At 73.4% G+C, this 19,854-nt stretch carries 14 protein-coding genes, 1 tRNA gene and 1 riboswitch; of the genes, 2 read left to right on the top strand and 13 right to left on the bottom strand.

Annotation, left to right across the window (positions count from 1 at the left end; translation table 11 throughout):
* The 4 genes from ACZ6ZR_RS33745 to ACZ6ZR_RS33730 all read right to left on the bottom strand — a co-directional run.
* The coding region (locus ACZ6ZR_RS33745; RefSeq protein ID WP_465648985.1) for a rhomboid family intramembrane serine protease at window positions 1-2,271 on the bottom strand (2,271 nt) is incomplete at its 3' end.
* A complete protein-coding gene (locus ACZ6ZR_RS33740) occupies window positions 2,268-3,605 on the bottom strand; it encodes an alpha/beta hydrolase (protein WP_465648983.1) in 1,338 nt (445 codons plus the stop codon). The genes ACZ6ZR_RS33745 and ACZ6ZR_RS33740, both read right to left, overlap by 4 nt.
* 54 nt (window positions 3,606-3,659) lie before the next feature.
* A complete protein-coding gene (locus tag ACZ6ZR_RS33735; protein WP_465648981.1) occupies window positions 3,660-4,286 on the bottom strand; it encodes a class F sortase in 627 nt (208 codons plus the stop codon).
* A 267-nt stretch (window positions 4,287-4,553) separates the two neighbouring features.
* The gene (locus ACZ6ZR_RS33730) at window positions 4,554-7,136 is read right to left on the bottom strand and encodes a phosphatidylglycerol lysyltransferase domain-containing protein (protein WP_465648979.1); all 2,583 of its coding nucleotides are present in this window, start codon (window positions 7,134-7,136) and stop codon (window positions 4,554-4,556) included.
* 191 nt (window positions 7,137-7,327) lie between these two features.
* Here ACZ6ZR_RS33730 and ACZ6ZR_RS33725 point away from each other — a divergent pair, with 191 nt between their 5' ends.
* Window positions 7,328-8,581 (top strand): polysaccharide deacetylase family protein, encoded by a 1,254-nt coding sequence (locus ACZ6ZR_RS33725; RefSeq protein ID WP_465648977.1) that lies wholly within the window; start codon window positions 7,328-7,330, stop codon window positions 8,579-8,581.
* Here the strand turns inward: ACZ6ZR_RS33725 and ACZ6ZR_RS33720 are convergent.
* The gene (locus tag ACZ6ZR_RS33720) at window positions 8,578-10,029 is read right to left on the bottom strand and encodes an MFS transporter (RefSeq protein WP_465648975.1); all 1,452 of its coding nucleotides are present in this window, start codon (window positions 10,027-10,029) and stop codon (window positions 8,578-8,580) included. The genes ACZ6ZR_RS33725 and ACZ6ZR_RS33720 overlap by 4 nt on opposite strands.
* A 92-nt stretch (window positions 10,030-10,121) precedes the next feature.
* A complete protein-coding gene (locus ACZ6ZR_RS33715; RefSeq protein ID WP_396297825.1) occupies window positions 10,122-10,436 on the bottom strand; it encodes a DMT family transporter in 315 nt (104 codons plus the stop codon).
* Between the two features lie 35 nt (window positions 10,437-10,471).
* Window positions 10,472-10,529: riboswitch (guanidine-III (ykkC-III) riboswitch) on the bottom strand.
* Between the two features lie 275 nt (window positions 10,530-10,804).
* Here ACZ6ZR_RS33715 and ACZ6ZR_RS33710 point away from each other — a divergent pair.
* A tRNA-Cys gene (locus ACZ6ZR_RS33710) sits at window positions 10,805-10,879 on the top strand.
* 164 nt (window positions 10,880-11,043) lie between these two features.
* On the opposite strand, the gene ACZ6ZR_RS33705 is transcribed toward ACZ6ZR_RS33710, so the two are convergent.
* The 7 genes from ACZ6ZR_RS33705 to ACZ6ZR_RS33675 all read right to left on the bottom strand — a co-directional run bounded on the left by ACZ6ZR_RS33705 (window position 11,044) and on the right by ACZ6ZR_RS33675 (window position 19,637).
* The gene (locus tag ACZ6ZR_RS33705) at window positions 11,044-12,543 is read right to left on the bottom strand and encodes a WXG100 family type VII secretion target (RefSeq protein ID WP_465648972.1); all 1,500 of its coding nucleotides are present in this window, start codon (window positions 12,541-12,543) and stop codon (window positions 11,044-11,046) included.
* 1 nt (window position 12,544) lies between these two features.
* Window positions 12,545-12,871, bottom strand: a complete 327-nt coding sequence (locus tag ACZ6ZR_RS33700; protein WP_465648970.1) for a hypothetical protein — start codon at window positions 12,869-12,871, stop codon at window positions 12,545-12,547.
* 139 nt (window positions 12,872-13,010) lie between these two features.
* Window positions 13,011-14,348: a S8 family serine peptidase gene (locus ACZ6ZR_RS33695; RefSeq protein ID WP_465648968.1), complete on the bottom strand. Its 1,338-nt coding sequence runs from the start codon at window positions 14,346-14,348 to the stop codon at window positions 13,011-13,013.
* A 146-nt stretch (window positions 14,349-14,494) separates the two neighbouring features.
* Complete coding sequence (locus ACZ6ZR_RS33690) at window positions 14,495-15,124, bottom strand: DUF3558 family protein (protein WP_465648966.1); 630 nt, start codon at window positions 15,122-15,124, stop codon at window positions 14,495-14,497.
* Between the two features lie 111 nt (window positions 15,125-15,235).
* The gene (locus ACZ6ZR_RS33685; RefSeq protein WP_465648964.1) at window positions 15,236-17,617 is read right to left on the bottom strand and encodes a xanthine dehydrogenase family protein molybdopterin-binding subunit; all 2,382 of its coding nucleotides are present in this window, start codon (window positions 17,615-17,617) and stop codon (window positions 15,236-15,238) included.
* Window positions 17,614-18,780, bottom strand: a complete 1,167-nt coding sequence (locus tag ACZ6ZR_RS33680) for a (2Fe-2S)-binding protein (protein ID WP_465648963.1) — start codon at window positions 18,778-18,780, stop codon at window positions 17,614-17,616. Before ACZ6ZR_RS33680 ends, ACZ6ZR_RS33685 begins: the two co-directional genes overlap by 4 nt.
* Entirely contained in the window at window positions 18,777-19,637 is an 861-nt protein-coding gene (locus tag ACZ6ZR_RS33675; RefSeq protein ID WP_465648987.1) for an FAD binding domain-containing protein, read from the bottom strand. Before ACZ6ZR_RS33675 ends, ACZ6ZR_RS33680 begins: the two co-directional genes overlap by 4 nt.
* Window positions 19,638-19,854: the final 217 nt, after the last annotated feature.

Below are 19,854 nucleotides of genomic sequence, written 5' to 3'. Positions count from 1 at the left end.
CTCGACCCGGGCCAGCGGGGCGCCGGACAGGCTGAGCCACTCGGCGCCCTCCTCCTTGAAGCCCAGCGCGGCCGAGGCGATCAGGAACTCCATCACGCCCCGGAAGCCGTCGGACCGACGGCGCATGAAGTCCAGCGTCCAGCCGACCGGCTCGCCGTCCCGGTACACCGGCATCCAGCTGGTCAGCCCGTGCACCGTGCGGTCGGCGTCCACCGCGATCAGGATCCGCACCGCCGGGTCGGCCAGCTCGTCCAGGCCGCCCAGGGTGAAGCCCATCTCGGGCAGCCCCTTGTCCGAGACCCACTCCTCGGAGATCGAGCGGATCTGGTCCTTGACCGCGATCGGGGCGTCCGCCCAGGTCCGCCACTCGGCGGTGATGCCCTGCTTGGCGGCCTTGTTCAGCGAGGTCCTGATGTCCTGCCACTTCTTGCCGGTGAAGGCCAGGTCGGGCAGCGGCACCACGGTGTCCTCGGCCACCTGGAGCGAGCGCCAGCCGAGCCGCTCGGCCTCCTCCTGGACCTGCGGGGTGACGCTGTAGAAGCATGGGGTCCAGCCGCGCTCGTCGCAGTACCGGGCGAAGCCGGCCACCGCCCGCTGCCGGGCCGCCGGCTCCCCGAACGGGTCCCCCGTGGTCAGCGCCACGGTGGCCAGCACCCGGTACGCCACCGCCGCCTCGCCCCGCTCGTCGAACCAGTAGTGGTTGCCGTCCCAGGTGGTGATGAAGGAGAGGGTCGAGCCGCCGTACCTGGTCAGCAGCTCCCGGGCCCGGGCCGCGTCCTCGGCGTCCACGTGCACCACCGGGCGCCGGAAGGCCAGCAGCAGCGCCGTCAGCGCCACCGCCCAGAACAGCACCCCGCACCAGATCTGGGTGGCCTGCGCCGTGCCCCCGGCGGCGATCGGGTAGTCCGGCACCAGCGCGTTGTAGGCCGGCGGCAGCAGCTCCGAGGGCAGCCCGGCGACCAGCTGCCCGAAGGTGGCGTCCGGCTCGTACTGGTCCCGCACCAGCCAGCCGATCCCGACGTACGCGCCGCAGCTGAGCAGCAGCACCGCGCCGACCACGGCCGCCAGCCGGCGCACCACCCGGCCCGGCAGCAGCTGGTCGAAGCGCTGACGGGTGATCAGCAGCAGCCCCAGCATCAGCACCGGGAGCAGCATCGCCTCGCCCGTCAGCTGGATCAGGAACCCGGAGCCGCCGGTCGAGGCGAACTCGTCGTAGTTGTCCACCAGCAGCCAGACCAGCAGCCCGGCCCAGGCCAGCTCGGTCACCACGGTCAGCCGCCAGGCCGGCCGCAGGCCCCGGCGCAGCCCCTCGGCCAGCACCAGCAGCAGGGCCGGGACCAGGGCCGCCATCAGGCGCCCGGGCGAGTCGAAGAACCGCTGGGTGGAGTGCGCGGCGGCGCAGGCCCGGGCCGACTCCTCACAGGCGGCGGCCACCTCCTCGGCCGAGGGCACGTGCGAGAAGTAGAGCTCGCTCATGGTGTTGAACGGCCCGATCGCGTCCTTGTACAGCGAGGCCACCAGCGGGCCGACCGCGGTCGCCACCAGGCAGAGCGCGACCAGCACCCGGGCCTCGGTGTGCGAGACCCCGCGCGGCCGGGCCGGGCCGCGGTGGAACAGCAGCGCCCCGATCAGCAGGCCGACCAGCACCGCGGCCACCCGGCGCACGCCCTCCAGGTGCCCGATGTAGAGCATGGTGACCACCGGCATCAGCACCACCAGCAGCCGCAGCCGGCGCCGCCAGAGCGCGGTCAGCCGGTAGCTGAGCACCCCGGCCAGACCGATCAGGCCGGGGGCCGGGCCCACCGCGATCTGGTCCTGCACCGCCTGCATCCAGTTCAGGTCCGCGGCCACCCCGAGCCGCACCAGGCCCACCGCCAGCAGCGAGCCCAGCACCTGGCAGACCGTCAGCGCCAGCACGGAACGCCCCGGGCCCAGCCGCTGCTCCGCGACCGGCCCGACCAGCAGCAGGACCAGGGTGGTGAACACGTACGCGCCGATGCCCGGCATCCAGAGCAGCGAGCTCAGCGGGGTCCACCAGCGCCCGGCCTCCAGGGTCGGCAGGCCGATCCCGACCTGCTCCAGCAGCGGCTGGTCCGGGCCGGCGCCGAGGCTGCCGGTGGCCGCGCCGACCGCCCACAGGGCGGCGACCAGCACCATGGTCACCGGGGCGGTGCGCACCCGGGCCACCAGCAGGGCCAGCATCCGCAGCCAGCGGTGCCGTTCGGGGGCCGGGGTGGTGGGCGCCCCGGCGTCGGGGACGGTCGCGGTCACCGGATCAGCCCCGTCGTCCGGGCCAGCCAGGGCAGGTTGTCGCCCAGCCCGGCCCGGAAGGTGTTCCAGTCGTGGCCGCCCGGGACGGTCTGGAACCGCGCCCGCATCCCGGCCGCCACCGCCGCCTGGTACGCCACCCGCTGCTGCGGCCCGTACTCCCCGTCGCTCTCGCCGACCACGAAGGTGGCGTCGGTGTCGGGGAAGCGCTGACGGGCCATCACGTGCAGCGGGTCCACCGCGTCGAAGGCCGCCTCGTCGCCGCCGAAGGCCTCGTCCACGGTCTTGGCGTGGCTGCCCAGAGTCGGCTCCTGCTGGCCGGAGATGTCCAGGAAGGAGCCGTAGACCTGCGGTGCGTTGACCGCCAGCTGGAGCGAGCAGGTGCCGCCCAGCGAGAGGCCGCCGATCGCGGTGGCGGTGCGGCCGGTGGCGGTCTGCAGGTGCGTGTGGATCCAGTCCGGCACGTCCTCGGCCAGGTAGGTCTGGGCCTGGGCGATCCGGGAGTTCATGCAGAGCGTGTTGTCGAACGGGGAGCCGATCGGGTCCACCACCACCACGATCGGGGCCAGGCCGTGGTGCCCCGCCGCGAAGTCGTCCAGCAGCTCGGGCATCCCGCCGGAGTTCACCCAGTCCGCCGGCGCACCGGGCTGACCGGCCATCAGCACCAGCACCGGCAGCAGCGGCCGGGGGTCGGCCTGGTAGGCGGGCGGCAGGTAGACGTACGCGTCCCGGGCCTTGAACCCGGACTTGACGCCGGGCACCGGCGTGCTGGAGACGGTGCCCTTGACCGGCAGCCCGGTCGGCGCCTGCCAGACCTCGGCGAGCACCTTGCCCGGCGGCACCTGGACGGTGCGGACCTTGCCGGTGGTCAGCGCGTCCGTCTTGCCGATCCACGGCGCCAGCAGCACCCGCAGGGTCGGGTACTGGTCGAACTCCCGGTTGATCTGCGAGGAGGCCATCAGCACCACCAGCACCGCGGCCACCGCCGCCAGCGCCCGGCCGCGCCAGCGCAGCGGCGGCATCCGGAACAGGGCCAGGCAGACGCCCAGGATCCCCACCGACGTCCAGACCAGCGTCGGCCGCGGCAGCCCGTCCGGCAGCGGCTGCCACCAGTCGTCCACCACGTACTTCAGCAGCACCGACAGCGCGGCGGCCGTCACCACCGCGCACGGGAGGCGCCTGGTCCACCAGGTCCTGGCGCGGGAGACCGCCAGGCCGAGCAGCGCGGCGCAGCCGGCCGCCAGCACCAGGTACGGGATCACCCCGGTGGTGATGTGCCAGTCCAGCGGGTTCCAGGCCGCGATCGTCATGCCGCTCTTCTCTTCCGTCTCCGTCACGTTCCGGCCGTCGCCGACGCCTTGTCAGGTGACCCTTGGTCAGGTGGCGCCCGGTCAGGTGGCGCCGGTGCCGCGCACCAGATGGGCGAAGACCACCACGTTGGCCTCCCAGCCGCGGGACGCCGAGTAGTCGCCGCCGCAGGTGATCAGCCGCAGCTGGGAGTCCCGGCCCTGGCCGTAGACCCGGGTGTCCGGGAAGTCCCGCTTGGCGAAGCTCTCCACCGCGTCCACCACGAACCACCCGGTGCCGCGGTCCTCCCCGTCCACCTCGACCTGGTCGCCCTTGCGCAGCGCGCCCAGCCGGTAGAAGACCGCAGGGCCCTCCGCTGTGTCGACGTGCCCGGCCATGATCGCGGTTCCACGCTGACCAGGGGTGATGCCCGCGCGGTACCAGCCGGCCAGGTTCCGCTCCTTCTCCGCCGGAGGCTCCAGCCGCCCGCCCCCGTCCAGGCCGAGCCGGGCCACCGGCGCGTCCACCCCGATCGCCGGGATCCTGATCCGGGTCGGCACCGCCCGCTCCCTCGGCGGCACCAGCAGCGCGGCCGTGGTCGCCCCGTCCATCGCCTGCCCCGCACCCGGCGCCGGCGGCAGCACGAGCCCCCCGCCCCCGAGCAGCCACGCCCCCAGCACCAACGCACCCCCGGCCGCCACCGCCCCGGGCCAGTTCCCCACCACCGCCACTCCCCTCGCTCCACCCGACTCACGACCCCGCCAGTCAACCGGCCTTCCACCCGCTCCACCCGCCGTGGGCTACTGAACGGGTGACACGAGGCACACGCACCGGCAGGGCAGCGACCCCAGGGGCGCGGGGAACTGCGCGTGGGGGAACGGCAGCACGTGCAACTGGCTCGCCTGCCCCGATCTCACCCTGATCCGCCTTCCGTACCCGCGCCCACGCGGCGGAGCCGCAGATCAGCAGAGCCCCGCGCCCCTGAAGGCCCTTCGGGCCTACGTCCGTCCTCGCTCGGAGCCCCGCGCGCCCCGCAGGCGACGACGCGTCAGCAGCCCCTCCCCGGTCAGCCCCGCGGCCAGGATGGCCGGGAGCTCCGAGGGCTTCTCGTAGAGCAGGTGGCGGGCCCGCCGGGTGGGCCGGAAGCGGGCGGCGGCCCGGTGCCGCTCGTCCAGGCGCCACCAGCGGCCGAGCAGGCGGAGCACCCGCCAGCGGACCCCCGGTGCCATGGTGAAGTTGAGGGAGACCCGCCGCAGGCCGAACTCCCGGGCGCGCAGGAGGACTTCGGCGAGCAGGTGGGAGACCAGCCCGTCGTCCGACTCGCGGTCGCGGCGGATCAGGTCCAGCGCCAGCCCGTCCCCGCCCCAGGGCACCAGGCTGACCAGCGCGCAGACCCGCCCGCGCTCGTCCAGCGCCTGGGCCAGCAGGCAGTCGCCGTCCGCCGGGTCGCCGAACCGCCCGAGGGTGAGCACGAAGTCGCGGACGTCGCGGCCGTGCCGCCAGGCGTCGGCGAGGCGCACCAGCTCGGCCACCTCCTCCTCCGGGACGTCCCGGTGACGGCGGATCACCGCCCGGTACCCGGCGGCGGTGACCCGGGCCCGGATCGCCCGCAGCTCCGCCCCGGGCGCGAAGCCGGCCGCCGCGACCACCCCTTCGGTGCCGTACTCGAGGGCCCGCAGCCCCACCGCCCGGTAGGCCTCGCTGCCCCGCCCGCCCGGCCCGATCGCGGCGGGCACCCACCCGGCCTCCCGGACCCGTTCGCGCCAGGCGGTCACCGCCCCGGCCCAGGCGTCCGGGTCGCCCACCGGGTCCCCGGCCGCGAACGAGACCCCGTTGAGCACCCGGTGGACCACCGCGGCCCGCCCGTCGGGGGCCCAGCAGACCGCCCGGTCCCGACGGAGCGCCAGGTAGCCGAGCGAGTCCTGTTCCCCGTACCGGGCCAGCAGCGCGCGCAGCCGCTCCTCCTCCGGCGGCTCCAGCCGCTCGGTGCCGCGCGGCGAGCGGAACAGCATCCGCACCGCGAACAGGAGCAGCCCGGCGCCGAGCACGTTGAGCAGCAGGTCCAGCCAGCCGGGCACGGTGAGGTCGGCGTACTCGACGATCCCGGCCAGCGTGAACAACCGCAGCACCACGTACTGCGCGCAGGCGCCCCAGCCGGGATGATCGCCCTCGTCGGCCAGCCGCAGCAGCACCGTGCCCAGGCCGGTCACCAGGGCGCCGCCGCCGAGCAGCACGGTCAGCCCGGCGGCCAGGTTGCCGCGTTCGCCGCGGGCCCGGAAGGCCGGGCGGGCGGCCAGCAGCGCGAGCAGCAGGGCGGTGGTGAGCCCGGCCGAGACCCAGTTGAAGGGGTGCGCGCGGTCCTCCGGCAGGACGGCCAGGGCCAGCGCGCAGAGCGCCGCGTACCCGGCCACCACCACGGTGGTGACCACCCAGGCGGCCCGCTTGCGGCGGCGGACCATCACCGCGAGCAGGCCGGCGAAGAGCGCGGCGGTGAAGCCGGCGGTCATCAGCACCGGGGTGAAGTACTCGCCGCTGTTGGCCCGCTGGACCCGGTCCCGGAACGGGGCGATCAGGCCGGCCACCAGATTGAGCAGGGTGGCGATCCGCAGGTACCACTCGGCGGCGGTGCCGCAGCGCTGCCGCCAGCGGGGCACCGGCTCACGGCCCGTCAGTGCGCCCGCGGGCCGCGGTGGTTCAAGGACATGCCCCGGCGCCGGCACCACCATCGACACCGGCGCCTCCGCGGCCGGGCTCGGGTCGGGCGCGCCCGCCAGGACGTCGTAGAAGGAGGTCTTGGCCGCCACCACCCGGCGGTGGAAGCGCTCCTCCCGCCGCTCGGCCCGGGCCAGCCGCCGGGGCCGGGCGTGGTAGCGCCAGCGCGCCCAGGGGCTGGCCGGGCGGGCCAGCCGGAGCATGCCGACCAGCGCGAGCGGGGGCACCATCACGCCGATCAGGCCGGTCCAGATCTTCCCCTTGAACAGGCAGACCAGCACCGGCAGCAACAGCAGTCCGGCCACCCCGACCTGACCGAGGGTCAGCTTGCCGGAGAAGCCGCCGAGCGGCAGTTCGCCGAGCAGCAGCAGGCCGATCAGCGAGACCACCAGGATCACCGCGTCCACCGAGGCCCGGCCCTGTTCGCTCCAGTAGACGTCCTGGAGGTGCAGGACCAGGGCGAACTCGTCCAGCACCAGGCCGCAGCCGATCCCGAAGCCGACCGCCAGCACGTTCCACAGCTGCCCGCCGTCGCCCCGGACGGCGAAGGCGCCGACCCCGCAGATCACCATCAGGCCCTGGCCGAAGACCACGTGGTGGATGTGCAGGCCGCCGGGCGTGACGTTGCCGGGCCACCAGCTGGTGCCCCGGCGGATCATGCGGACGCTGAACCGGATGAACAGGAACGAGCCGATCAGGCCGAGCAGCAGCAGGAAGAGCGGCTCCCGTCCGGTGTCGACGATCCGCTCCCGGTAGGCGTCGAGCAGCGACTGCCACATCGGCTGCTGCTCCTCCCTCAGCTCCCCCGGCGGCCCGTGCGCACCCAGGTCGCCGCGCGGGGTCACCCCCATCTGACGGCCGGTCAGCACGGGGCGCCACCCGGGTACTCCGCGCGGGTGAGCGCGCCGCTCGCGCCCGCAGGATCACCCGCGGATCCCGCCCCGCCTTACCCGTTTCGCGCCCGCGTGCGTGGGAAGCTTTGGCCCGATCACCGACATCCATGCACTTATCGGACAAACAGCCCACGCTGCTCCGACGAGCTCCCGGAACGGACGTGCCCATGGACGCAATCTCCCGTCGCAGCCTGCTGGCCGCCGGAGCAGCCACCGCCGCCACCCTGGCGGCCGGCTGCGGCAGCGGCACCCCCAACGAGGGCGAACAGGCCGCCCCACCCGCCAACGGCCAGGCCGCCCCCGGCGAACAGGCCGCCCCCGCGGTCCCCGCCAAGCCCCCCGCCGTCTCGATCGGCGACGGCTCCACCTCCGACACCGGCCCCCAGCCCAACCAACCCACCCCCGAGAAGCTCAAGCCCGGCGAGCGGCCACCGCAGTTCGTGGTCTTCTCCTGGGACGGCGCCGGCGAGCTGGACAACCGCCTCTTCACCCGGTTCCGCGCCCTGGCCAAGGAGCACCACGCCTCCATGACCTTCTTCCTCTCCGGCATCTACCTGCTGCCCGAGAGCAAGAAGGACCTCTACCACCCGCCCCAGCACCGGGTCGGCGCCAGCGACATCGGCTACCTGTCGGACCAGCACATCCACGACACCCTCGAGCAGTTGGGCGCCGCCTGGCTGGAGGGCCACGAGGTCGGCACCCACTTCAACGGCCACTTCTGCGGCTCCAACGGCGGCGGCCGCTGGTCCCCCGAGGAGTGGGACAGCGAGATCCAGCAGGCGATGGACTTCGTGATGAACTGGAAGACCAACACCGGCTTCACCGACCTGCCCGCGCTGCCCTTCGACTACCGCAAGGAGCTGATCGGCGCCCGCACCCCCTGCCTGGAGGGCCAGCGCGGCCTGCTGCCCACCGCCGTCAAGCGGAACTGGAAGTACGACTCCAGCGGCCCCGGCGGCACCCAGGTCTGGCCGCAGAAGTTCCAGGGCGGCGCTCTGTGGGACATGCCGCTGCAGTCCATCCCCTTCCCGGGGCACAGCTTCCAGGTGCTCTCGATGGACTACAACATCATGTACAACCAGTCCGGCAACAACACCAAGGGCAACCCCGGCTCCCACGACGCCTGGCGCACCCAGGCCACCGGCTCCCTGCTGGCCGGCTTCGACCGCGCCTACACCACCAACCGGGCCCCGCTCTACATCGGCAACCACTTCGAGCAGTGGAACGGCGGCATCTACATGGACGCCGTCGAACAGACCATCAGGACCATCGCCGGCAAGCCCGAGGTCCGGCTGGTGTCGTTCCGTCAGCTGGTCGAGTGGCTGGAGGTCCAGGACCCGGCGGTGCTCCGCAAGCTCCAGACCCTCACCCCCGGCCAGTCCCCCACCGGCGGCTGGGAGACCTTCCTCGGCACGCCCTAGCGCTTCGCGACCTCTCCGGCCGGGCGGACCCGGCCGGAGAGCAGGGCGCCGGCCAGCGCCACGCCCGTCATCACCAGGAAGATCGCCGTGAACGGGGCCACCGGCACCGAGCCTCCCTCGGCCCCCGCCAACGAACCGCCGCCCAGGCCGGCGAAGAGCACCCCGGCCAGGCCGATCAGCAGCACGTTGCCGAGCGCGTCGCTCAGCTGGAGCGAGGAGGAGTTCACCCCCGCCTCCTCCGGCGTCGAGAGCTTCATCATCAGCACGCTGATGCTGGCCACCGCCAGCCCCATCCCGACCCCGCCGACCGCCCAGGCCACGGCCGCCACCCAGACCGGCACCCCCGGGACGAGCACCAGCGCCGCCCCCGCGATCGACACCGCCGTGAGCACGAAGCCGAGCCGGATCATCACCTCCCGGTGCGCCTGCGCCGCCGGCAGCCCCTGGAGGAACGAGCCCAGCGCCCAGGACAGCCCGCCGCTGGTCAGCGTCAGCCCGGCCATCGTCGGCGAGAGGCCGCGCTGGGTCACCATCATCAGCGGGATGAAGGCCTCGGCCGCGAAGAACGCCCCCGCCGCGATCCCGCGCAGCAGGATCACCGTCGGCAGCCCCCGGGCCGCCCGCAGCGCACCGGGCGGCAGCAGCCGCACCACCGCCGGGCCGAGCAGCGCCGCCCCGGCCGCGGCCGGCAGCAGCCCGAGCAGGTCGAGCCGCTGGCCCGCGTACTGGAGCAGCCCCGCACCGAGCGCGGCCATCGCCGCCCGCACCGTCCTGGACCGGTCGAACTCCTTGGCCTCGGCGGGCGGTTGGGCCCGCTCGGAACGCCGCAGCGCCGGGCCCATCACCGCCAGGGGCAGCAGTATCAGCACCGGCACCGCCAGGAACACCCAGCGCCAGCCCAGGTGCTCGGTCACCGCGCCCGAGACCACCGGCCCGACGATCGAGGGCAGCACCCAGGCCGCCGAGAAGGCCGCGAACACCGACGGCCGCAGCCGCTCCGGGAACGCCCGCCCCACCACCACGTAGAGCGCCACGATCACCAGCCCGCCGCCGAGCCCCTGCACCGCCCGGCCCGCCACGAACATCCACATGTTCACGGCCGCCCCGGCCAGCACCAGCCCCGCCCCGAAGACCGCGATCCCCGCGAACAGCGGCCCCATCGGCCCCCGCCGGTCCGCCCACTGCCCGGATATCACCAGCGCGAACAGCGTCGAGGTGAAGTACCCCGAGAACGCGAAGGCGTACAGCCCCAGCCCGTGCAGGTGCTCCGCCGCCACCGGCATCGCGGTGTTCACCGCCGTCGCCTCGAAGGCCAGCAGCAGCACCACCGAGACGATCCCCAGCGTCAGCGCCCGGTACGGGCCGCTGAGCACCCCGCCCTCTTCCCCGAGGGGCGGTTCGTGCACTGTCTGGGACGTCGGGGTGGCGCTGCCGGCTGCTGTGGTCATGCCCGACATCGTAAGTGCCGTCCACCGAAATGACCCCTGACCTGCGGGTCCGTTCTCGCTACCCCGCAGGTCCTAGGCCCCGGCCGGGTGGGTCAGTGCAGCACCTTCAGCCCCACCACGCCACCGAGGATCAGCACCAGACAGGTCACCCGGGCCGCCGTCACCGCGTCCCCCATCACGGCCATCCCGTACACCGCCGTCCCGATCGCCCCGATCCCGACCCAGACCGCGTACCCCGTCCCCAACGGGATGCTCTTCATCGCGTACGCCAGCCCGCCCATGCTCAGCACCAGGGCCACCCCGAACACCACGCTCGGCACCAGCCGGGAGAACCCCTTCGACGCCTCCAGGGCGACGGCCCACACGGTCTCCAGCACACCGGCAACGATCAACACGATCCAGGCCACGACGGGCACTCCTCGCAGTAGGTCTCGACATCACTACTGCGCCGTCTTGTCGTTCCGGGTACGACGCGCCTCGTCCGGGGGTGATCACTCACCTGCCTCCGAGGCTAGCACGCACGCAGATCCGCACATCCGCACCGCGACACACGGAATTCACGTTCGGGGATTGACGCGGGCTCCGTTTATCCGCCACCATGAATTCACGCAGCGCCCCGGGGATTCCGGGGCCGGACCGACAGGAGCAGGCCATGAGCAGGAAGACGGTGGCGATCGCAGCGCCCCGCACCTGTGCCGCTCCCTGTTGTTGCTCCTGTCGCTGATCTCTCCTCCCTTGCCGGCAAGCGTCACTGACCTGCCGTCACCCCCTTCCCGGCCGTGTGCCCGAGTGGTTTAGGGAACCGCCTGCAAAGCGGTGAACACGGGTTCGATTCCCGTCATGGCCTCCAACTGCCGAATTCACCCACCCTTCCCCGGTGGGTGAATTCGGCATTCCCTTTTCCGGCAATCCCCCGAGAATTCGGTCCCGCCGGAAATCCGGAAAAACGGCCGGGGCCCGGCCGCAGGATCTCTCCCACGGCCGGGCCCCTTCCGTCCGGCACGAACCGCCCGGTCAGTCGATCACCGGCGGGTTGGCCTTGCCGCCGGTACGCCAGGTGTCCTCGTCCTCGACCAGGTAGTCCGGACGGTTGCCGTTCTTGTCCTTCTTCTTGCCACCGGCCGCGCCCATCCCGGGCATGCCACCGGCACCGGCCGCGCCACCGCGCCCCTGACCGCCCTGGCCGAGACCAGAACCGCCCTGGGTGAACGACCGGCCACTGGCCCCGCCGCCCTTGGCCCCGCCGACCGCCCCGCCCTCACGGCGGACCAGACTCGGCTTGCCACTCCCGGCCTTGCCACCGGCGCCACCACCGTGAGCACCACCCGGCATGCCGCCCGCACCCGGCGTACCCGCCCGGCCCGAACCAGCGGCCCCACCAGCACCGGCCCCGGCACCGGCACCACGGCCGGCACCCGCTCCGGCACCACCAGCGCCGGCCCCGGCACCACCGCGGCCCGCGCCACCGGCGATCCCACGACCGCCACCGGCACCACCACCGCCGACACCACGGCCACCGCCGCCACCACCGACTCCGCCACCGATCCCCGGAATCCCGATCGGCCCGGTCGGGTGCAGCCCACCGCCACCCCCACCGACTCCCGGCCCCGTCGGCACCGTCGGCACGTTGTGCCCCGGCGTCGGCAGCGTCGTCACCGGCGGATTCACACTGTCCAGCCGCGGCCCACCCGGCAGCGGGTGCACCGGCGTCGGCACCTTGTTGTCCGGAATCCCCGGCCCGTTCGGGCCGCCCGGGATGATCGGCGAGTGCGGCGCATCCGGCTTCGGGATGCCGGGCGTGCTGTTAGGCGGCGTCCACCCGGGCTTGTCGTGCCCGTCCGGGGTGTTCGGGGTGGGCGGGGCGATGTGCGGCTGCGGCTTCACCGGCGGAGGCGTCTGCGGCTTGGTCGGCTCCGGCGGGAACGGCTTGCGCGGGTCACCGCCGTCGTCGATACGGGGCGGGTCCCCCATGAACTTGACCGCGTCCTCGTACTGCGGAGCCAGGTGCTCCATCACCACGATCGCACGCTGGTGCGCGATCTCGGTGGCCGACAACTCGTCATAGTTCTTGTTGACCGCCGATGCACGGTCCATGCCGCCCGCAAGGTCTGCCTTGAACTGTGCATCGGACCGCTGACCGAGGTCGCCGACCAACTTCATGCCGCTCTCGAGGCGGCTGGGGACCTCGATGTCCCCCATGACGGACTTGCTCTGCTCCAACACCTTGCCGGCGTAGTCCACCGCGGTGGACGTGCGGACCGCGTAGCTCGCGGTGTTGGTCAGGCTGGTCTGGATACGGGTGGCGGACTGGGTGAAGCCCTCGGCCGCCTTGCCCTCCCAGCTCTGCAACGCGTGCTGTACGGCCTTCTGCAAGTCGTCGGCGGCGGCCCGAAGTTCGGCGTCGACGTTCTTCCAGTGGTCGGCGACCTCCTTGAGGCGTCCGGGGTTGGATCCACTCAGCATCTTCTGGAGCGGGATCAGCGGGTGGTCCTCGAAGTACGAACGGCTTCCCATGTCAGCCTGCCTTCTGGGAGTCCATGGCGGACTTCTGGTCATACTCGGTGCCGCGGTAGTTGTCGTTCACCGTCTGGGTCTTGTCACCGAACTCGTTGATCAGCGTGTTCAGATCGGCGATCGTCTTCGCAAGGAAGGTCTGCATGCCGTCGTGGGCATCGGCGAGCGCCTTGGCCTCCTTGAAACCACTTCCACCGAAGTCGTTCGGCCCGATCACGGTGTTGTACTTGCTGCTGTTCGCGGTCTGGCCGAGGTTCTGTTGGAGCGCCCGCAGTCGCCTGACGACCGCCTCCAACTCATCGGTGTTGACCCGGTATCCGTTCGACATCCGGCTCCTCCCCCTGGAGTGTCTGCTTCCCCGTCTGACTGTTTCAGGCGCTGCTGACGCCCGGCCGACCGGTTGTTGTCACGCGGTCAGGACGTTCGATCGTATCGCTTGTGCGGAGGGGCCTGACACACCCTCAGCGTCACTGGTTGCCACCGGATCCATAAGGATTCTGGTACGGCGGCTGGTTGCCCTGCTGCGGGTACCCGGGCGGCGGAGGCTGCTGGCCGTAGGGCTGGTTCGGGTACGGCGGCTGCGCGGGCGGGTAGCCGTACGGCGCCTGACCGGGCGGCGGGGTGAACTGCGGGGCAGCGGCGGAACGACGGCGCTTCGCCGCTCGGACGATCAGCACCACGATCAGGACGAACACCAGCAGCAGGCCGAGGAGAACGGCTCCACCGATGGCGAGCCCCTTGCCCACGAAGGAGAACCCGTCCGAGTCCTTCACCTCGGGCGCCGTGTCCCCCGTGCCGGTACCGCCGAGCGAGCCGGCACCCGCGGTCGGACTCGTCGTCCCGGGCGTACTGCCGGAGCTCGCGGACGCCCCGCCCTTGACGGCGAGAGGGCCTTGGGCCGGGCCGGCGGGGATGTCCTGGGTCAACGCCTCGTACGGGCGGATCAGGCCGTAGCCGTAGCGCTGGTCGGGGACGGTCACTCCGGCTGGTGCCTTCGCCGACTTCACGATTCGGTTGGCGATCTGTCCCGCCGTCAGGTTCGGGTACTTGGCCCGCAGCAGCGCCGCGGCACCGGAGACGAAGGCAGTCGCGGGCGACGTACCGTTCCCCATGCAGTACTTGCCGCCCGAGCAGTCCCCGGCCGATACGATCTCGTCGGCCGGCGCCACGACCAGAATCTCTGGCCCGTAGTTGGATTTCGCCCAGATCTTGCCGTTCTTCCCGGTGCCGCCAACTGCCAGCACTCCAGGTGTCTTGGCCGGGCTGTGCATCGGCGTCGTTCCGTCGTTGCCGGAACTCGCGATCACCAGCACGTCCTTCGAGAGGGCGTAGTCCACGGCCGCCTGTTCCTTGGCCGAGGTCGGGCCGCTGCTCCCCTGCGAGATGCTGATGACCTTCGCGCCATGGTCAGCTGCCCAGCGGATGCCCTCAGGGACGGCATCCAGGTTGTCCGCGGTGCTCTTGTAGATCGGCAGGATCTTGGCTCCGGGAGCGACCCCGATCACGCCCTCACCGTTGCCATGGCCCCTGCCCGCGATGATCGAGGCCATGGAGGTGCCGTGACCGTCGCCGGTGGAAATGTTCTCCCGCCCCTTGCCCCCCGGGTCGAACCCAGGCAGCACCTGTCCGGCGAGGTCCGGGTGGTTGGGGTCGAGGCCGGAGTCGATGACCGCGACGACGACACCGTCCCCCTTACTGACCGCCCACGCCTTCTGGAGGTCGAACTGCTGGATGGGCCACTGCGCGTCCCGCACCTGGTCCGCCGAGGCCAGCGGAGCCGTGGTCGCCAGCAGACCGGCCGCCAACGTCGCGGCACCGAGCGCGCGCCAAGTCCTATTGAGCGTCATCCCTACCCCGTACCCCGTCAGTTGGAGACCACAGCCGCACCGTCAGGGCACGGACCGCTCGATCGTATCGCCCGACCACCTGCACCGGGCAGGAGGCCACACGGCTACACAGCTTCCGCACTAACGCCGCCGGTGCCGGGACGTCCGGTCGCCGCCGGGATCTTGTCGAAGACCATCTGCGTGACGTTCCGAGCGACTCCGCAGAGGTCCGGCTTCGTGCCCTTGGCGTAGTTGCCGATCTCGATTCGCACCGCGTTGTCGCCGAACTCGTTGATGCTGTTCAACTGCACGACGACGCTGCACTGCTCCTTCCCGTCCCTGCCGATACCCAGCTTCTGAGAGGCCCGGTTTCCGCCGATCCGGAGGTTGGTGCCGCCGCCCCCCTGCTCCTGGAGGCCCTGCTCGTAGCGGGTCGACATGACGTCGACGGCAAGCTGGGTCTTCTTCGTGGACACCACGCAGTAGCTGCCACCGGCGGCTAGCGTGCCCTCCATCTCGTCATTCGTGACCCGGTTGATGTCCGAAGCGTTGAAGAGGGTGCAGATCTCCACCGTCTTGGTCTTCTTCTGCTTCGTCACCGGCTCGCCGGTCCCCGGGTCGACCGTCTCCGCCGCCACCGGCAGCTTCACGGCCGGCTCGGCGGAGGCGGGTTTCTCGTCACCCAGCAGCGAACAGCCCGTCAGGGCCAGTGTCAGCACGGTGGCGGCCGCCAGGGCGGTGGTGGGTCGGCGCATGCCGTCGGTCCTCGTTCCGTTCGGTTCGGCGGACGCGGGATGTGTGCGAACCATGGAGCCCCCCGGCCGGTGCTGAGTGTCTACGGGAGGTCACCCTAGCGAACGGGGCCGTCACGCGGTGATGGCGTCCTCCGGGAGGATGGGGAGGCGGGCGACGGGGAGGCCGGTGGCGGCGCGGACGGCGGCGGCCACGGCGGCGGGGGCGGCGACGGCGGGGACGGCGCTGACGGCCTTGGCGCCGAAGGTGGCGACGACGTCGCGTTCCTCGAGGAGGGCGGCGATGCGGACCTCGGGGGTGTCGAGGGCGGTGGGGAGGCGGTAGCCGGTGAGGGAGGGGTTGAGGAGGCGGCCGCCCTCGGTGCGGAGGTCCTCCAGGAGGGCGAGGCCGACGCCCTGGGCGACTCCGGCCTCGATCCGGTCCTCGATCTGACGGGGGTTCAGGGCCCGGCCGACGTCCTGGGCGACGGTCACGTCGACCACCCGCACCGCGCCCAGTTCGATGTCCACGTCGACGACGGCCCGCATCGCGCAGAAGGCGATGGAGACGAAGGCGTCCCCCTGCCCGTTCTCGTCCAGCGGCTCGGTGGGGTGCGGGCGGCACTGGGCGGTGGCCCAGAGCTCCTTGCCCTCCAGGGCTTCGGAGACCGGCATGCCGAGGACGCCGTCGTAGGAGGAGATCTTCCCGTCGGCGATGGTGAGGAGCTCGACCGACATCCCGAAGTTGGCGGCGATCGGCTGGAGCAGCTGGTGACGGACCATCACCGCGGCCCGCTCCACCGCACCACCGCTGACCCAGGTGTGCCGCCCCCGCGCCGACGGGCCCGCCGCCGACTGGTCGCTGTCGACCGGGGCGATGTAGACCTCGGAGACGCCGAGCACGGACTGGACGATCTGCCGGGCCAGGGTGGCGAAGCCCTGGCCGACGTCGACGGCGGCGCAGATGACGGTGGCGTGGTCGCCGCTGACCCGGACCGTGGCGGTGGAGACCTCGTCCTCGCCCTCGGCGCCGAGCATGTGGACCATGCCGAGGGCGTAGCCGATGCCGCGCCGGACGGCGGCCGGGTCACCGGCGCCGCCCGGGCCGCCGGGGAGCAGCCACTCGCTGTCGGGGTCGTCCACCGGGAGGGAGGGCAGCGGGGCGGTGGAGACGGCGTCGAGCAGGGCGGCCACCGGGGCGGGGCAGGTGACGGCCTGTCCGGTGGGCAGCGGGTCGCCGGTCGCCATGGCGTTGCGGCGGCGGATCTCCACCGGGTCCAGGCCCAGCCGCGCCGCGAGCTGGTCGAGCTGGGACTCGTACGCGAAGCAGGTCTGCAGGGCGCCCTCGCCGCGCATCCGCCCGGCGGGCGGGTTGTTGGTGCGCACGGCCCAGGCGTCCACGAAGACGTTGGGGCAGGTGTAGGGGCCGACCGAGAAGGCGGTGGCGGCGGCCAGCGACTCCGCCGAGACCTCGGCGTAGGCGCCGCCGTCCAGCAGGATCTGCGCCTCGACCTTGACCAACCGGCCCTCGGCGTCGGCGTGGTGACGGTAGCGCAGCAGGGCGGGGTGCCGGCTGGTGTGGCTGTGGAAGGACTCCTCGCGGGTGAGGGTCATCTTCACCGGGCGGCCGGTGCGCAGCGCGAGCAGGGCCAGCACGACCTGGAAGGAGAGGTCCTCGCGGTCTGCGGTGGCGCCGGGCACGCCGGTGGCGACCAGGCGGACCCGGTCGGGCTCCAGGCCGAGGCAGGCGGCGGTGCGGTCGCGGTCGCCGTGCGGGTCGGTGGAGGAGAGGTGGAGTTCGACGCCGCCGTCGGGGCGGGGCACGGCGAGGCCGGCCTCGGCGCCGATCGGGGCCGGGTCCTGGCGGCCGACCTGGTAGAGGCCCTCGACCACGATCTCGCCGACCGCCTCCGGGTCGCCGGTCCGCAGCGGGAGGTGGCGGAAGAGGTTGCCGTCGGGGTGCAGCGGCGGGCAGTTGAAGGACTGCTCGGGGTCGGTGACGGGCTCCAGCAGCTCGTACTCGACCACGATCGAGGCGGCGGCCAGCCGGGCGGTGTCGGGGTGGTCGGCGGCGACGGCGGCGACCGGTTCGCCGTGGTGGCGGACCAGCCCGTCGGCGAGCACCGGGCGGTCGGCGACGCCCCGGCGGTCCGTCAGACCCTCGGCGGTGGACGGCAGGCCCTCGACGGCGGACGGCAGGTCACCGGCGGCGGACGGGCCCGCGGAGGGCGGCAGGTCGGCGGCGGTGACCACGGCGTGCACGCCGGGGACGGCGAGGGCCGCGCTGGTGTCGACCGAGACGATCCGGGCGTGCGGGTGCGGGGAGCGCAGCACGGCGCCCCAGAGCAGGCCCTCGGCCCAGAGGTCGGAGGCGTAGGGGTAGATGCCGAGCGCCTTGGGCAGCGCGTCGCTGCGCCGGGCGGACGTGCCGAGGCCGAACGACTCGGCGCCGTCCGGGAGTTCGGCCTCCGCACCGGCGGGTGCCGCGGGGGCGGTGAGGTCGGTGGGCGAGCTCATGCGCGATCGTCCTCGGGGTGCCGGATGCCGTGCGGCGGGGTGGTGCCGTCGTGGGCCTGGGCGGCGGCCGGGTCGTAACCGGCCTGGTAGCCGCCGTCGAAGGCTTGGTAGGCCGGGTCGAAACCGCCCTCGTAGACCGTGCCCGGGTCGTAGGCGGTGCCGTGCGCCGGGGTCGGGACGTACGGGGTGCCGTGGGCGGGGGTCCCGGTGCCGGCCGGGCCGTCGTAGGCGGTGCCGTGCGCGGGGGTGGCCTCGCCCTGCACCGGCTCGTAGACGGCGTCGTGGCCCGGGTCGTACGGGGCCGGGTCGAAGCCGGGGCCGTACGCGGCGCCGGCCGGGAAGCCCGGTTCGTAGACGCCGGTCTGATGGGTGGTCAGACCGTACTCGGGGAGGGCCGGTTCGGCCTCGACCCAGGCCTCGGAGTCGGCGTAGAGCGGGAGTTCACCGGTGGCCGCGAGGTCGGCGGCGGCGGCAGCGGCGGCCTCGGCGGCGAAAGCGGCCCCAGCAGCCCCGACCCCGGCCCCGACCCCGCCCCCGGCAGCGGCCTGCGCCGCCGGAGCGGCCTGACCCTCCGCCACGGCGGCCTCGGCGGCGGCCAGCGCCTCCTCCTCGGCCAGCCCGCGCGCCTCCGCCACCGTCTGCACGGCGGACAGCACGCCCTGGTAGCCGGTGCAGCGGCAGAGGTTGCCGCAGAGTGCCTGCCGGGCCTCGACCTCGCTGGGCCGGTGGTTGCGCTGGAGCAGGTCGTGCACGGCCATCGCCATGCCGGGGGTGCAGTAGCCGCACTGCACCGCGCCCGAGTCGGCCAGCGCCTGCTGGACGTCGCTGGCCGAGCCGTCCGCGCTCAGGCCCTCGACGGTGGCGATCTCGCTCTCCGAGGCGAGCGCCGCCGGCACCAGGCAGCCGGCCACCAACTGGCCGTCCACCTGCACCGAACAGGCCCCGCACTCGCCCTGTTCGCAGCCGTCCTTGGCACCGGCCAGGCCGAGCCGCTCGCGCAGCACGTAGAGCAGGCTCTCGCCGATCCAGGCGTCGCTGACGGGCCGGTCGAAGCCGTTGACCCGCAACGTGTACGAGGCGGTCGGACGCAGGTCGCCGCCGACCGCGCCGATGACCGCGCCACCGACCCCGGCGCCGAGGCTGTCGCTCACCAGATCCGTCACTTCAGTGCCCTTCCCAGCGCCCGTCGGGCCAGCACGGATACCGTACGCCGCAGCCGGGCGGCGGCGGCCGGGGCCCCCTCCCCCTCCAGCGCCCCGTCGGGGACGCAGGCGGCGGCCACGTACTCGCCGAAGGCGGCCGCGGCGGCCGGGTCGATGGCGTCGGCGGCCTGGTCGCCGCGGGCGTCCCAGTCGATGCAGCCGGCCACCCAGGCCTCGGCCTCCAGCGGGCGCAGCGGTACGGGCGCGACGGCGCCCACGGCGCAGCGCACGGCGCGGCGGGCCGGGTCGAGCACCAGGGCGACGGAGGCGGTCGCGCGGGACGGGCCGCTGCGGCCGGTGGCCTTGAGGAAGACCTGGGGGGCGTGCAGCAGCGGCACGCGCACCCAGGTGAGCAGCTCACCCGGGCGGACCGGGTCCAGACCGGTGAGCAGGTGGCTGACCGGCACCTCCCGGCTGCCGCCGGGCCGGGCCAGCGTGACGGCGGCCTCCAGCGCGGCGAGCACCGGCAGGGTGTCCCCGCCGGGGGCGGCCGTGGCGATGTTGCCGCCCAGGGTGCCGACGTTGCGGGTCTGCGGGGGGCCGGCGGTGCGGGCCGCGTCGGCCAGCGCGGGGATCAGCGCGGCGAAGTCGGGCCGGTCCATCCGGGCGAAGGTGAGGCCCGCGCCCAGCACGGCGGTGCCGCCGTCCTCGTAGCGCCAGCCCCGGAGTTCGGTGATCCGGCCGAGGCCGATCAGGGCGGCCGGGCGGAGCCGTCCGGCGTTGACCGCCTCCATCAGGTCGGTGGCTCCGGCCACCGGTACCGCGCCGGGTGTGGCGGCGAGCGCCTCGACGGCCTCGTCGAGCGAGGCCGGCAGCATGATCGTCCGGTTCACCAGGAATCCACCGTGCTCCACTTGCTCATCAACTGCCCCGCCGTCCCCCGGCGGTGTGTGGCCTGGCCCGTAGGGTACGGGCGATCGGTGCGGGTTGGGCAACTCTGGCACACAAAGCTTTGTGATCATTTCCGGGCCCGCGAACAAGCTGTGTCAATCCCGGACGAATCCAGGCACAGAACGATCCGATCCGGCGGCCACC

Source organism: Kitasatospora sp. NPDC088742 (assembly GCF_055584905.1).
This window is presented reverse-complemented; position numbering and strand designations above follow the sequence as displayed.

Bases quoted from the DNA above. Each gene is read 5' to 3' on its own strand.
- ACZ6ZR_RS33725 (WP_465648977.1), top strand. From the start codon at position 7,328: ATGGACGCAATCTCCCGTCGCAGCCTGCTGGCCGCCGGAGCAGCCACC.
- ACZ6ZR_RS33720 (WP_465648975.1), bottom strand. From the start codon at position 10,029: ATGACCACAGCAGCCGGCAGCGCCACCCCGACGTCCCAGACAGTGCAC.
- ACZ6ZR_RS33705 (WP_465648972.1), bottom strand. From the start codon at position 12,543: ATGGGAAGCCGTTCGTACTTCGAGGACCACCCGCTGATCCCGCTCCAG.
- ACZ6ZR_RS33700 (WP_465648970.1), bottom strand. From the start codon at position 12,871: ATGTCGAACGGATACCGGGTCAACACCGATGAGTTGGAGGCGGTCGTC.
- ACZ6ZR_RS33690 (WP_465648966.1), bottom strand. From the start codon at position 15,124: ATGCGCCGACCCACCACCGCCCTGGCGGCCGCCACCGTGCTGACACTG.
- ACZ6ZR_RS33685 (WP_465648964.1), bottom strand. From the start codon at position 17,617: ATGAGCTCGCCCACCGACCTCACCGCCCCCGCGGCACCCGCCGGTGCG.
- ACZ6ZR_RS33675 (WP_465648987.1), bottom strand. From the start codon at position 19,637: ATGCTGCCGGCCTCGCTCGACGAGGCCGTCGAGGCGCTCGCCGCCACA.